Raw genomic sequence first — 15145 nt, 5'->3', positions numbered from 1 at the left:
TATTCTAAACGTATTTATTTAATGTTTATTAATTAACAAACTTCCTGCATAAATGTATTTATATTATATTTTTAGATTTATTTTGAAAACCTATTCTATATATGTTATTCTTGTTTATATAAATATTTTAATTCATTTCAAAATCATTTATTAAAATAAGGTATTTTTTTTCATTTTCTCAAAATAAAATACAATTTATTGCCTTGTAGCGTTATTTTGCATAATTTTGTTATAATTACAATTTCTTCTATTTGTTAATAAATTGTGTAATTATTATTAAATAAATTATTTTGATTTTATTATTATTGATGTATAATATAATAGAATATGTTTGATATAAATTTCCCATATATTTGATAATAATAAATTTTTATCTATTTTCATTGATATATTTATTTATATAAACATACTATTTAAATATTATTATATAAAAACTAGTAATTATAGGAGGTACCTATGGATAGTAATGAATCTAATACTAACCTTGGAGAAAACATTGTACTTACTGAAGAAACAAATATGTCACTATTAAAAAACTTTTTAAATCAAAATACTTTTTATTAGCTATTGCAATTATTGTTATTTTAGTAGCTTTATTAACTTACAAAGGTGTTAAAGATAATAACCTAATAAAAAGTTTTTCTGATAAAGTATATCCAGGTGCATATATTTTAGACAAGGATATCTCTGGACAAACTGCCGATGAACTTCATAAAACATTAGTTTCTATGATGACCGTTGGTGGTGATAAGGAAATTAACGTAACTGTAGGTGATCAATCTTTCCAAACATTTTATAAAAATCTTGATGTAACAATTCCATATGAAGAACTTGAACAAGATATTTTAAATTATGGAAAAGATAAAAATTTCTTTCAAAAAGTGAAATTATTAAAAAAACCTGAAAATAGAACTTATAAACTTGAACTTTCTTATAATGAGGACAAGCTTAATGAATTTGTAAATAACATAAGTTCAACAGTTAACGTTGCTCCTGTAAATGCCTCAATAAGCATTGATGGAGGAATTAATATTACAGCAGGTCAAAATGGGTCTAAATTAAATTCTGAAACATTACTTGAACAATTAAAATCAAATATTAAGGATATCGATAGTGCAAATGTTATTGCTTTAACTGGTGAAATGCAAACAGTAGAACCTACTATTAAAAGTGAAGCTTTAACTGGTGTTAATAAAAGAATTGCTACATTCTCAACACACTACCCTGGTGGTCCTAGTGGAACTAACTTAGAAATTGCTGCAAGAAATATCGATAATTCTTTAGTAATGCCTGGTAATATATTCTCTTGCGAAGCTGCAATTGGTCCTACTACTCCTGAAAATGGTTTTGTACTTGCTAACACTTATGTAGCTGGTAAAGTTGTTAAAAACTATGGAGGTGGAGTTTGTCAAGTTGCATCTACTCTATATAACGCAATGCTTAGATCAGGTATTATACCAACTGAAAGAATGAATCATATGATGACAGTTTCTTATGTTCCTATGGGACTAGATGCTACATTAGCTGATGGTTCAATAGACTTAAAATTCAAAAATGATTTTGAATTTCCAGTAGTTATTAATTCATATGCAGGTAATGGTAACTTAACTATAGAGTTTTGGTCAAATGATACTGTAACTAAAGGAATAACTTATGAACCTAAAAGTTATCAAAAAGGTCCTTTAAGTGCCGACACTTATTTATACGGATATGATGCAAGTGGAAATCAAGTATATGAAAAATATCTAGATACTAGTACTTATCAACCATTTAACTAACAAAAAACACTATGTTCCATTAAGAACATAGTGTTTTTTATATTATATTCTATTTGTATGAAGCTTACTCTCTTCTTTTATTGTTAATCCTAAATCTACTATCATTAAAATAGTGCTTGCTAACGATATAATTGACCACATTGAATAAAAACTATAATAAACTATATCAACTATAGGTTGAAAGTAATATACACCTATTAAACATAAAATCATCCAATAAAATGAAAACCTTAAGCTTACTAATCCATTTAAATTATAAGTTAAATTTGAATAATCCCAGTACACTTTATTAAAACTTCGTTTCAATAAATCTCCACTTATATATTCTATTATACTCGGTACTATAAAACAAAGCGTAGCCATAATAAAGATATTAGGATTACTTATTCTATTAAAAGCTACTAATATAGTCATAGCGAATCCATACATAGGCTTAAAGGGACTTTTTAAAAAACCTTCTTTTTTAAAACTCCCTTTAATAATATATGCATACGCTTCTTCTATCAACCAACCTATAAAAGAATAAAGTACAAAATTAAATGTTACCCATAAAAAAAACTTCATAAACTCCCTACTTTCTTTTGTATATAAAACTAAAGCAATTAAGAAGTTATAATCTTAATTACTTTAGTTCCATCTAGGGGCTAACTTATTCTAATATTATGGTTAAATAATATTAGAAGTAATTAACCATTAGATAATCATATTATGAGCAACTTTTTCTATTTTATTCGCTCTTTAAAATCAATTTATTAATATATAATTCCTTATAATATAAATTATGTATTAATACCAATTACTTTCTTGTATTTTTTTACTTACAATATAAATTTTCTAAAAATGCAAGATATATTATTGACAAGCTTCAAAAATGATGATATATTAATTTCAACAAATAAATATTTAAAAGCTAAGAAGAGAAGAAGTAACTAATTGAAACTAGTTTAAGAGAGTGGGTGATGGTGTAATACCCATACTAAGCCATTGGTGAATAACATCTCGGAGCTTCCACTGGAAATTTATATACTTTAATTTATATAAATAGTACATCTGGACGGAACCAACCTGTTAGAAATTGGACAGTATCGAATTTTATTTTTATTCTGTACTGATTTTGAGTGAACTTATTTATGTTAACATAGGTGGTACCGCGGAAGATATACCTTTCGTCCTATACTTTAGGATGAAGGTTTTTTTTATTTTTAATTTTAAAGGCCTATTAAAATGATTTTTAATTCTGAAAAATAAATTATATAATTTTAATAATTTCATAATCAAATTTTGAAAGAGGGATAAATAATGTATAAAGAAAGATTAATATTACCAAAAGGATATAAACCACACTTATCATTAAGAGAAACAGAAGTAGCTATCAAAGCTGTAAAAGACTATTTTGAAAGCGAACTTGCAAAAGCATTAAACTTAACTAGAGTATCTGCTCCACTATTTGTTGATCAAAACAGCGGTTTAAATGATGCTTTAAATGGAACTGAAAGACCTGTTAGTTTCGATATGAAAGGTATAGAAAATAGAAACTTTGAAATTGTTCATTCTCTTGCTAAATGGAAAAGAATGGCTCTATATAGATATGATTTCACTCCAGGTGAAGGTCTTTATACTGACATGAATGCTATAAGAAGAGATGAAGATTTAGATAACACACACTCAACTTATGTTGACCAATGGGATTGGGAAAAAATAATAACTAAAGAACAAAGAACAGAAGAAACTTTAAGAACTATAGTTAAGTCTATTTATAAAGTTTTCAAGAAAACTGAAAAATTTGTTTCATCTAAATATGAATATTTCGATGAAATATTACCAGAAGATATTTATTTTATAACAGCACAAGAACTTGAAGATAAATATCCTACACTAACATCAAAAGAAAGAGAAGATGCTATTTGTAGAGAAAAGAAAGCTGTATTTATACAAGGAATTGGTGGTGCATTAGCATCTGGTGAAAAACATGATGGTAGATCACCTGATTATGATGATTGGAACTTAAATGGTGATATATTATTCTATTACCCTGTATTTGATAAAGCTCTTGAACTTTCATCAATGGGTATAAGAGTTGATGAAGCTGCTCTTTTACACCAATTAAAGGTTCGTGGATGTGAAGATAGAAAAGAACTTGATTTCCACAAAAAATTATTAGATGGAAAATTACCTTATACTGTTGGTGGTGGAATTGGTCAATCAAGAATTTGTATGTTCTTCCTTAGAAAAGCTCACGTTGGTGAAGTTCAAGCTTCTGTATGGCCTGAAGAAATGATAGAAATCTGTGAAGAAAACAACATAAAATTATTATAATAAAAAGGAGTGATAAATATTAATTTATCACTCCTTTATTTGATTATTATATATAAGTCTTAATCCATTTTTCTTATCTACAAACCTCTTTATTGTATTTAATTTATAATCTATTAATTCATACTGACCATTTATATCAGATACTACTATACCTAAATTAGTTACTCCTATAATATAACTATAATCTTCCTCACTTACCTTAGCTATATTTCCAGTACTTCTTTTGAAACTATAAAACTTTCCATCTTCAGAATGTAATGTTAAAATATTATCTTCATCAAAAGCTAATTCTTTTACATACTGGTTAATATTTAACTCTATACTGCTTACTTCTTTGCTTACCATATTATATGATTTAAATTTACACTTCCCATCCTTTTCAATTAAATAGCCAATTTCATCTTTATATACTGCAATTTGCTTTATATTATTTATATCCTCATTTACTTCTTTTATAAAACTCTTTTCTCCTGTAGATAAATCTATACTTACTATCATATATATTCCATTTTCCGTTTCTTCTATTCCATAGACCTTATTATTGAAATAAGCATAATCTAAAGTATTTTGTGTATTATTGCTTTTAAATCCACTTAGATGATTAATAATACTTCCATCTGATAGTTTATTTATAACAATCTCACCATCTGATATTACATTTATACGCTTTTTATGATCTAAGTACACTAAAGTTCTACAGTCTATATCCCCATTCAATAAGTATTCAAAGCAATTCTTTCCTATTTGAATTTTTCTATATTCATTATCTCCTCTAGCTATACAATCTCCAATTATAATCTTTTTATTTGTATATCCATTTCTATCTGATATTATTCTATATAATTTATCTTCGTTTGTATCATAAAAATAATTATTGTATATAACCTTATCATTATCTATATATAACTCAAAAGCTACTGCACATCTCTCTAATATAATCTTCTCATTCAAATTATTATATAAATCTATCTGCACAAAATTTTCATAATAACCATTACCTTTAAATGTATATATTTTATCTTTATATAAAAGTACTCTATCTTTAAAACTTGAAGATGTTTTTAATATTACCTCTTCTGTATTTAAATCACTTACGTATATAGTATTATTAGTTATATAGGCTACTTTATCTTTATATATTGAAACAGGTACTTTCTCTATTGTTTTAAACCTATTAATTTCTGTAACCTTATTTGTTTTTAAGTTTTTAACTTCTATTATAGTTTCATTCTCATAAAAATAAGAATATATTAAGTTATCTCCATAAATTGAGAAATCCTTTATTGAATGTGAAACCTTTCCTCTAGTTTCTATTCTAACTAATGTTTTAACTTGTCCATTTAAGGTATTTATTCCTATAATCTCTTCTTTTCCAACAGTTTGTGTTAATATCCACTTATCAAAAGCCTTTATTTTAGAAAAATCTATGGGATATTTATTACCTGAAAAATCTAAAGGATATTTTTTTCTTTTCTATTTTCTTTATTATAAGTTACTAACACTAAATCTGTAAGATTATCTGAACTTCTTGTATTATCAATAGCAAAATAATTCTCATCATTACTCCCTAATAACATAATTGAATCTTTTTTCCCACATCGATATATGAACACTCCTAATATAATTATAGTAAATATTAATATTATATGTATTATTTTAATTTTCTTCCCCATAATTCCCTATTATCTCCTAGTCATCTTTCTACCACTATTAATTATATACGTAAATTAGGAAAATTTAAACATTTTATTCCTTTTTCTTAACAAATATAACTCTTTTTTTCTTTTATATCACATTATTAACTGCTTTTAACTATTATAATTATTATAATTACTTTAGGAGTATTGTTATGAAAGGAATAAAGTATAAACATAATATTATTAATTTATATCCTGCTATAAAAAATATAACCTCTAAATCATTATATGGATATATAAATAACTTAGGTAAATTCCTTATCAAACCTAGTTTTGAATATGCTAGAGATTTTAATAATAATGGAGTTGCTATTGTTGTAAAGGATGGATTAACAGGATTAATTGATATTAATGGTGACTTTATAGTAGATCCTACTTTTTCTGATATTCAGGAATTTAAAGAAGGTCGTGCAATCTGTATTTTTACTGATGGGAATATGGGTGTTATAGATGAAGCCGGAAACCAAATTACTAAAAAAACTTATAATTATATAGGTAATTTTAATAACTCTAGAGCTGTTATTGGAATTTCAGGACCTAATGATACCTATTTATATGGCTATATAGATCTTGATGGAAATGAAATTATAAAACCTATATATCTTAATGCTAATGATTTTTCTGATGATTTTTCAGTAGTTAAATTAAAGAATGGAAAATTCCAACTAATAGATACTAATGGTAATTCTATTGCTTCTTTTAACTATAAATTTGTTGGCTCCTATAGTGAAGGAATCATGAGCTTTAGTAATAACGCTTATGGTCCTTATGGATATATTGATGAAAATGGTGACATTCTCATAAAGCCAAAATTTTATAGTGCCGATAACTTTAAAGATGGTGTAGCTATAGTTAGTACTTCTGAAAATTTTAATGGTCCCTATGGTGTTATTAACAAGATTGGTAAATATATCTATGAACCTATATATAGTAATATAAAATCTCTTAGTGAAAAGCGTCTTGCTTTAGGTATGCCCCTTGGTGATATCAAGGATATAGTTAATAGTATTTATGCTCTTGGTGATACTGATGGAAATAGACTCTCAGAGTTTATCTATTTAAATATTGATGAATTCGATAATAATTTAGCCTCTGCGTATAACTATAATAATACTTTTTTTATAAATTTAAGAGGAACTATAGTTAATAACCTTCCTAAAGTTAAAGGAAGTGGTAATTTAATTATTGAAGATAATATTATTTCAGCCTATATAGATTATGTTCAGTATTATTTTTCTTTATCTGGAAAACTAATTTATAGACCTAATACTTTAACTATTTTAAATAGAATTTATTCTATTAATAAGCTTAAGTATAAACCTAATGTTAATTATCTAGTATATTACCCTCGAGTAAATTTAAAGTCAAATAAATCTATAGAAAATAGAATAAATCTTAAACTTAAATATTTATCTAAACTTAAACCTATAGATAAATATGATGATTTAACTTTTTCCTATTTAGGAGATTTTTTTATAAGTTTTTTTTATAAAAATTTATTAGTTTTAAAACTTACAGGGTATAATTATCCTCTAGGAGCTGCTCATGGAATGGAGACATTATTAACTCCTAGTATAAATCTTAAAACTGGAGAAATCTATATTCTTAAGGATTTGTTTAAATCTTCTACTAAGTGGATTAATGAAATTAACTCTATAATAGAAAATCAAATTCAAACAAATTCTAAATATGAATTTGTATATCCTAACAGCTTTAAAGGAATAAATGAAAATCAAGATTTTTATATAGATAAAAATTTTCTATATATTTATTTTTCTCCTTATGAAATAGGCCCTTATGCAGCAGGTTTTATTACCTTTAAAATACCATTTTTAGAGATAGATAACTTTATAAACAAAAAAGGATCCTTTTATAAATCCTTTAATTAAAAAATAAAAGAGATATCCTAGATGTCTCTTTTATATGTTTTTGACTAATACATATCTTCTATATCCACCATATTTAATTTTATCTCTAGAAACTTCATAACCTAATTTTTCAAATGTATCTACACTAAACTTATTGTGTGGAGCTGCTGTTGCACATAAAATTTTGATATTATTTTCTCTTGCTACATTTTCAAAAAGCTGGCATATTATTCTTTGAAGTCTATTGCCTCTAAATTCCTCCCTAACTACTGTTGATTCTATTTGCCCAACCTTTAAAAGTTCTTCCCCTTCTAATTCTATATCATAACCGTAGTTTCCATCATCATATCCTTTTTCTATGTACACTCCCATAGCTACTAATATATTTTCATCTGTAATATAACCTAATATTTTGGCACCTTTTTTAAAATACTCTATAAACTCTTCCTTTTCTGTAGGCGCATATAATGTTTTATCCTCTAATCCATTTAAAATTATATTTTGCAGTTCCATTATTTTATCTATATAACTTATATTTAATTCCTTTAAAGTAGCTTTTTTAACTTTTCCATCTTTTCTTATTAAATCTAATACTTTTTGCATAATTATCCCCCATTTATAGTTTAATTATTAAATAATTCTATTTTATACCTTTACATTCCATATTGTACATAGTTTTGTATGATATTAACTTTTTGTTTATATTTTATTAGTTTAGATATCCACTCTTTATTAATAAAATTAAAGAATGAAGATAGGTTAAATCTATCTTCATTCTCTAAAACTTTAGGTTTGAAACTTGTTTAAACATATTTATTTCATTTTGTGATTCAACTTCTACTAAACTTTCATTCCAATCTTTATCAAAGTTTATTTTAAAAAGTTCGATATGAGATTTATTTTTTACTGGTGCTAATGCTACGTATTCTTTGCCACAAATTAATCTTTGTTCTAAAATAGCATAATCAACTTTTTTTCCATTCTCATCATTAAAAGACATAATTTTTTCTTCTACCAAAACTATCACTCCCGTATTTTAATAGTTTTATTATTTATATAAAATACTATAATTATACTATAAAAATACGTTAATAATAGAATATATTCTATTTAAAACATAATAAATGCAGCTTTTACACTTTCAGTTATTGATTTATGCGTAACTCCACCTATATCAAAGCTACAAATTTTAAATATTAATTGTATGCTATGACCTAAAAATAATGCTGTTATTACAGTTCCTATACCTACACTTCCACCTAAAAAGTATCCAAGTATTAATACTGTTATCTCTATACTGGATCTTATATACTTAATCGGTTTAACTAACCTTTTACTAAGACCTACCATAACGCCATCTCTAGGACCACATCCTAAACCACATCCTATATATAAATAGCATCCAAGTCCCATAACAAGCATTCCAATTATCATCATAATTACTCCCATAAAAATATTACTAGCTATAGGAATTATATTCATAGCAATAATCATATCTATAAACTTACCTACTATTAACATATTTAAAATTGTTCCAACGCCTAATTTCTCTCCAAGTAATATACCAAATCCTACACATACTACTCCAACTATAATGCTTGCTTGTCCTATAGTTATCCCTGTTAATTTAGAAATACCTTGATGAAAAACGTCCCATGGAGATAGTCCTAAATTTGAGTTTAGCATAAGTACTGTTGAACTTGCACAAAGTATAAAACCTGTAAATAGTCTTACTAACTTTAATATTATATTTTTCACTTGTTCTACTCCTTTAATTATTAGTACTTTTGTATTTTTTTCAAAATAGCGATACTACTAATTTAATACTTTTTTATAAAACAGTCAATCTATTAATAATTTAACATTCTAATTGCTATCATTTACAAATTTTATTTTATATACTGTTTACTTTTAAATTTAAAAAATAAAAATAAAGCTTAGCAATATTTTGCTAAACTTCTATTTTTAATAAATTATACATCTATATTGAAAGATTCGAAAATTCTATATTACATTTTTCACTTGTATTATTAGTTAATTCTTTACTTACACTGTAATCTTCAACTTCTTCTAAAATTGTATCTGGGATAATAAATTTAAATTCAGTCCCCTTACCTTCTTCACTTTTTACTGTTATCTTTCCACCATGTATTTCAACAAAAGATTTAACTAAATATAATCCTATTCCACTACCTAAAGAGTTTCTAGTTATTTTATTATCTACTTGTTCAAATCTATTAAAAATATTTTCTAATCTATTTTGCGGAATTCCTATTCCATTATCTTTTACAGAAATCATAATTCCTTCTTCAGTACACTTTACTTTTACAAAAATCTCTCCATTTTCTTGAGTGTATTTAGTAGCGTTAGATAATAAATTAAGCATTATTCTTTCAATTTTATCATAATCACAAGCTATTATTTTTTCTTCAATATTTGTATCAAATATTAATGTAATCCCCTTATTTTCAACAAGCTCTAATACTGATAAAGTAATATCTTCTACAATTTTTACAATATCATAATTTCCCTTTTGTAATTGAAAATATCCAGTATCTATTTTGCTTTGATCTATAATATTATTAACTAATCTTAAAAGTCTATAAGAGTTTTGTCTTATAGATTTTACATATCTATCTAAATCTATATTATTATTTGCATAAATTCTCTTTTCTTTAATATTAGAATCTAAAAGTTGCATAGTTGATAATATTATATTTAAAGGTGTTTTTAGTTCATGAGACATATTAGCAAAGTATTCACTTTTTATTTCTTCTAGCTTCATACTTTCTTCTAACATTTTATTTTTTCTTTCCATTATAAGTGCTTCTGTAATGTCTTTTCCAGAACTTATAAAGATATCTCTGTCTTTCAAATGTCTTATCTGCCATGAAATCCACTTATAACTACCATCTTTACATACCTGTCTATTAATTAGTTTATATCGTTCATATCTATTATCTGATACTAATTTTGACTCCGCTCTTTCATCTGGATGAACATAGTCTAAAAAATCTTTTCCTAATATTTCTGAACTACTCCACCCTAAATCTCGTTTCCAATTTTTATTGACTTTAATAAATTTTCTATCTTTATCAATAACACTTATAAGTTCATTAGTTGCATCAAATAGCATATTCATATCTTCTTCTACTGCTAATTTTTTTTCTAAATTTTCTTTAACCTCATCAAATAAAATATTATTCTTAATAATAATCCCTAATTGATTGCATATTGCATCTATTAAAATATTTTTTATATGAATAGGTATGCAACTTGACTGATATCCTATTAAAAGTAATCCTATTGTTTTACCTTCAAATTTAATTGGATATAAAGCTATGTAATCTAAATTACTCCTCCATCTATACATTCCATTTAATTTATTAGAATATATTTCTTTTAATCCTGTATAAATGTTATTTCTATTTATCCACTTACATAGTTCCTCTGATTCTGCTTCTTCCAATCCATATATAGAATATAAATTTATATACTTCTCATTAGAATCATATAAATATATGCAAACGCCCCTTGCATCAAATCTATTTACAATATGAGGGCCTAGGTCTTTTAATAAGCTATCCCTTTGAATTTTTTTATTTTTATCATCAAATAAATTATATATCTTTAATAAATCAAAATCCTCTTTAATAACTTCTTTATCTGTTAATCTTTTTAGCGTCATGTTTCTAGCAATTCCTATACTAGCTTTTATATCTCCACATTGATCTAATATTGGTTTTTTATAACACTCCATAATAGATTCTTTTCCATCTATATATAACTTTTCTTCCGAAAGAACTTCTTCTTTATTTCTTTCTAATTGTTCATCTAATATAAAATCTTTGCCCTTAATTCTTCCTGATAAAAGTTCTGAAGTAGTCTTTCCATAAATCTCTTCTTTATTTTTTCCTATAAACTCTAAAAAACTTTTATTAACATAGACATATCTACATTCACAATCTTTTATCCATGCATAATAAGGTATATTTTCAAATAAATCTTCTAAATCACTTCTTAAATATACTTTGTCCTCTATTTCTTTTCCTATAATACAATAAGTATTTTTACTTTTCCAAATTCCTTTTATAACCTTAATATCTAAATTTACTACATTCCCATTTTTAGTAAATACCTTTAGATAATAGCTGCTAGGCTCCTTTTTGATTACTTTTTTAATATTTTTATCAAAGGTAATATCTCCTATATTACTCTTTAATAATTCCTCATTTGAATACTGTAATCTCTTTAATAAAGATTTATTTAAATATAAAATATCTCCGCTATTATTCAATAATATTACATACTCATTTAATGAATCTAAGAATAAACTATTTCCGGGTTCGTTAAACTCGTTATCGTACTTCAAAGTTACCCCTTTCCCTAATTCTTTAGGAACTTTTTAATTTAGTTAATATTATCTCCATAATTATACAATATTTCCTTGTATTTTTAAAGTTATTTTAATATAACTTTGTCTAAATATATTTTATTATTATACTACCATTAATAAATTACTTTTCTCGTAAAATATTAAATATGCCTCTATTCCATAAAAATATTCCTTACCATAAATTGATTTGTTACCTTAATAATCACTCCACCCATCGTCAATCATAATTATCCCTTCAGGCATTCCGTTATTAATTATATTTTCAGCGTATTCTAAAATTCCTTGTTGATTTTGATTATGAATAAACTCTATCAAAGTATTATACTGAGGTTTCATAAAAAATTCTTTTGGTAGAACCTTACTATCCCCTCAATAACTAAAATATATATTAAATTACAATATATTCTATATAAATATTATATACCTTATACTTATTTTTACAATCTTCCTTTATATGATGATTTTCAACCTAACTTTAAAAATAATAAAGAGGCCATATCAAAATAAATTTCGATACAGCCTCTTTGTACTGATAAAATATATTAACCAACATATTTATATATATCAGAAAACTCAATTTTACATTTCTCAACTTTTCCTAAAGTCAAATCTCTATTTTCTTGTACAATAAAATCTCCTTTAAGTTTTTTATTAGGTAACTCAAAGGATACTTTTGTTCCTTCTCCTAATTTGCTTTCTACGTAAATTTTCCCTTCATGCATTTCTACTAAAGACTTTACCAATGAAAGACCTATTCCACTTCCCGATATCTTTTTAGTTTCTTCAGTTTGTACTCTTTCAAATCTTTCAAATATAGAATTTATCTTCTCTTTTGGAATTCCTATTCCATTGTCTTGTATAGATACTAACACCTTATTTTTATCTGATTTTATATTAACTATAATTTTCCCCTTATCTTTTGTGTATTTTACTGCGTTAGATAATAGATTTAACATAATTCTCTCTATTTTATCTGGATCACATGAAATTATAAGTTCTTCTATATCAGTATCAAAAACTAAGTTTATCTTTTTACTCTCAATAAATGGAGATATTGATAGTGTTATGTCTTCTATTATGCTAACTATATTATGATTCCCACAACATAAATCATAGTAACCGTTCTCTATCTTACTTTCATCTATTAAATTGTTTACAAGTCTTAATAACCTATATGAATTCTGTTTAATATAATTCATATATTTTTTTAAGTTAACATCACTATCACAACATATTTTTTCTTCTTCTATATTGTTGTTTATTAATTGCATTGTTGATAAAATAATATTTAGTGGTGTCTTAAACTCATGCGATACATTTGCAAATAATTCACTCTTAAAGTTTTCTATATCTACACCATAACTTATTTTATTTTGACACAATTTGCTCAACCCCTTTTATTTTTCCCTTTTATTTTAACATTTTTTAAATCCCACTATAACATTATACAATATTTTTCCATTTTATTAAAGATTTTTTGTTTTTTATATTTTTTCTATACTTTAGTTTAATATTTTATATTTTTCTAAGTTAATTCCGTTGCATTTTTTCTATTTTTTCATTTTTCCACATATAAAAATGAAACTCTATTATTATATACTATAAAAAATTAAGTATATAATATTTATATAAACTAATCACTTTTAATATTTATAAGCATAATATTATGCAAAAAAACCTTATACTGCATAGTATATATAAGTAGATTCATTTCTATAATAAATCTATGTATAAACAAAGGAGGCTTTTTAAATGCAGAGCATATCCTCTGATAATTTAAAAGGAATAGACGTAAGTAACTGGCAAGGTGTAATTGATTTTGCCAAAGTAAAAAATAGTGGTATTCAAGTAGTTTATACAAAAGCTACAGAAGGAACCTATTATACGGATCCATTTTTAAAATCTAATTATTATAATGCCAAATCTCAAAATTTATATGTTGGATTCTATCACTTTTTCATACCTGAAAGTAAAGAATCCTCCATTAATCAAGCTTATTATTTCATAAGTAAAATAAGTGGATTAACCCCTGATTGTAAACTCGCTTTAGATGTTGAAGTAACAGGTGGATTTTCTAAAACAGAGCTTTCTGAATTAGCAAATATATTTTTAATAGAAGTAAAAAAACTTACTGGTATGGATGTAGTTATCTACACTTATAGTAATTTTGCAAACTACAATTTAACTAATATATTAGATGCTTATCCTTTATGGATAGCTGAATACGGAGTAAATACTCCAATGTATAATCCTATATGGGATAGTTGGATTGGTTTCCAATATTCTGATTCAGGATATGTTCCTGGTGTTTCTGGGGGTGTAGATTTAGATGTCTTTACTAGTGATATTTTATTAAATAGCTCTAGTATTCCAAATATACAGCCCAATATCAATAATAGTGAAGCTACTGGTAAGGAAATCCTTTATGTTGTACAACCCGGTGATACTTTAAGTGAAATTGCAAGTAAATATAATACTACAGTTGATTTTTTAGCTCTTTCAAATAATATAAAAAATCCTAATCTTATATATCCCGGCGAGACATTAACTATCTATATAAATTCATCTACTTCATCAGAAAACTTTAACTCAATTTATATAGTACAACCTGGTGATACTCTAAGTAATATAGCTAATGTTTTTGGAACCTCAGTTAATTCTATAGTTAACGTAAATAGTATTAGCAATCCTAATCTTATATATCCTGGAGAGGTTTTAAAAATTCCATCTTCCACATCTTCTAATACTGGAAATTCTAATCTTTTATTAAGCACCTATATAGTACAAGAAGGTGATACTTTAAGCCAAATTGCTCTTACTCATAATACAACTATTGACTATTTAGTAGAAATAAATAATATTCAAAACCCTAACTTAATTTACCCAGGCCAAATTCTAAAACTATATTCTTCTGGTAATACTCCTTCAAATGATAGTTTTACTGGCACCTATGTAGTTAAACCTAATGATACCTTAAGTGAAATTGCTAGTTTATTTGGAACAACTTATGAACATTTAGCTGAACTAAATAGTATAAGTGATCCTAATTTAATTTACCCAGGTCAAGTTCTTAAAATCTCCTAAAAATTT

The 15145-nt window shown here is 25.2% G+C and carries 12 protein-coding genes and 1 other annotated feature; of the genes, 4 read left to right on the top strand and 8 right to left on the bottom strand.

The window, feature by feature from the left end:
• Positions 1 to 728: 728 nt before the first annotated feature.
• Positions 729 to 1778, top strand: a complete 1050-nt coding sequence (locus BTM21_RS02705; RefSeq protein WP_096145327.1) for a VanW family protein — start codon at positions 729 to 731, stop codon at positions 1776 to 1778.
• A gap of 42 nt (positions 1779 to 1820) precedes the next feature.
• Here BTM21_RS02705 and BTM21_RS02700 read toward each other — a convergent pair whose 3' ends face one another.
• Complete coding sequence (locus BTM21_RS02700; protein ID WP_021876262.1) at positions 1821 to 2342, bottom strand: putative ABC transporter permease; 522 nt, start codon at positions 2340 to 2342, stop codon at positions 1821 to 1823.
• Positions 2343 to 2681: 339 nt separating this feature from the next.
• Positions 2682 to 2955, top strand: a binding site (T-box leader).
• A gap of 122 nt (positions 2956 to 3077) precedes the next feature.
• Here BTM21_RS02700 and asnA point away from each other — a divergent pair.
• Entirely contained in the window at positions 3078 to 4094 is a 1017-nt protein-coding gene (gene asnA / locus BTM21_RS02695) for an aspartate--ammonia ligase (RefSeq protein ID WP_021876263.1), read from the top strand.
• A gap of 27 nt (positions 4095 to 4121) precedes the next feature.
• On the opposite strand, the gene BTM21_RS02690 is transcribed toward asnA, so the two are convergent.
• Positions 4122 to 5069 (bottom strand): hypothetical protein, encoded by a 948-nt coding sequence (locus BTM21_RS02690; RefSeq protein ID WP_096145326.1) that lies wholly within the window; start codon positions 5067 to 5069, stop codon positions 4122 to 4124.
• A gap of 476 nt (positions 5070 to 5545) precedes the next feature.
• On the bottom strand, positions 5546 to 5767 hold the full coding sequence (locus tag BTM21_RS02685; RefSeq protein ID WP_096145325.1) for a hypothetical protein: 222 nt from the start codon (positions 5765 to 5767) through the stop codon (positions 5546 to 5548).
• A 176-nt stretch (positions 5768 to 5943) separates the two neighbouring features.
• Here BTM21_RS02685 and BTM21_RS02680 point away from each other — a divergent pair, with 176 nt between their 5' ends.
• Complete coding sequence (locus BTM21_RS02680; protein ID WP_021876265.1) at positions 5944 to 7680, top strand: WG repeat-containing protein; 1737 nt, start codon at positions 5944 to 5946, stop codon at positions 7678 to 7680.
• 30 nt (positions 7681 to 7710) lie between these two features.
• Here the strand turns inward: BTM21_RS02680 and BTM21_RS02675 are convergent, their stop codons facing one another.
• The 5 genes from BTM21_RS02675 to BTM21_RS02655 all read right to left on the bottom strand — a co-directional run bounded on the left by BTM21_RS02675 (position 7711) and on the right by BTM21_RS02655 (position 13437).
• Positions 7711 to 8262, bottom strand: coding sequence for a GNAT family N-acetyltransferase (locus tag BTM21_RS02675; RefSeq protein ID WP_021876266.1), 552 nt, complete (start codon positions 8260 to 8262; stop codon positions 7711 to 7713).
• A 175-nt stretch (positions 8263 to 8437) separates the two neighbouring features.
• Positions 8438 to 8677: a DUF1292 domain-containing protein gene (locus BTM21_RS02670; RefSeq protein ID WP_079481526.1), complete on the bottom strand. Its 240-nt coding sequence runs from the start codon at positions 8675 to 8677 to the stop codon at positions 8438 to 8440.
• A 92-nt stretch (positions 8678 to 8769) separates the two neighbouring features.
• Complete coding sequence (locus BTM21_RS02665) at positions 8770 to 9417, bottom strand: YczE/YyaS/YitT family protein (RefSeq protein ID WP_021876268.1); 648 nt, start codon at positions 9415 to 9417, stop codon at positions 8770 to 8772.
• Positions 9418 to 9640: 223 nt separating this feature from the next.
• Complete coding sequence (locus tag BTM21_RS02660; protein WP_096145324.1) at positions 9641 to 12031, bottom strand: sensor histidine kinase; 2391 nt, start codon at positions 12029 to 12031, stop codon at positions 9641 to 9643.
• A 566-nt stretch (positions 12032 to 12597) separates the two neighbouring features.
• Positions 12598 to 13437 carry a sensor histidine kinase gene (locus tag BTM21_RS02655; protein WP_021876271.1) on the bottom strand — a complete coding sequence of 280 codons (840 nt, stop codon included), beginning with the start codon at positions 13435 to 13437 and terminating at the stop codon, positions 12598 to 12600.
• Positions 13438 to 13807: 370 nt separating this feature from the next.
• Here BTM21_RS02655 and BTM21_RS02650 point away from each other — a divergent pair, with 370 nt between their 5' ends.
• A complete protein-coding gene (locus tag BTM21_RS02650; protein ID WP_021876272.1) occupies positions 13808 to 15139 on the top strand; it encodes a LysM peptidoglycan-binding domain-containing protein in 1332 nt (443 codons plus the stop codon).
• Positions 15140 to 15145: the final 6 nt, after the last annotated feature.

Origin of the sequence: Clostridium chauvoei (assembly GCF_002327185.1) — a bacterium.
Lineage (GTDB): Bacteria > Bacillota > Clostridia > Clostridiales > Clostridiaceae > Clostridium > Clostridium chauvoei.
Note: the sequence above shows the minus strand (reverse complement) of the source record. Positions and strands in the feature narration are given on the sequence as shown.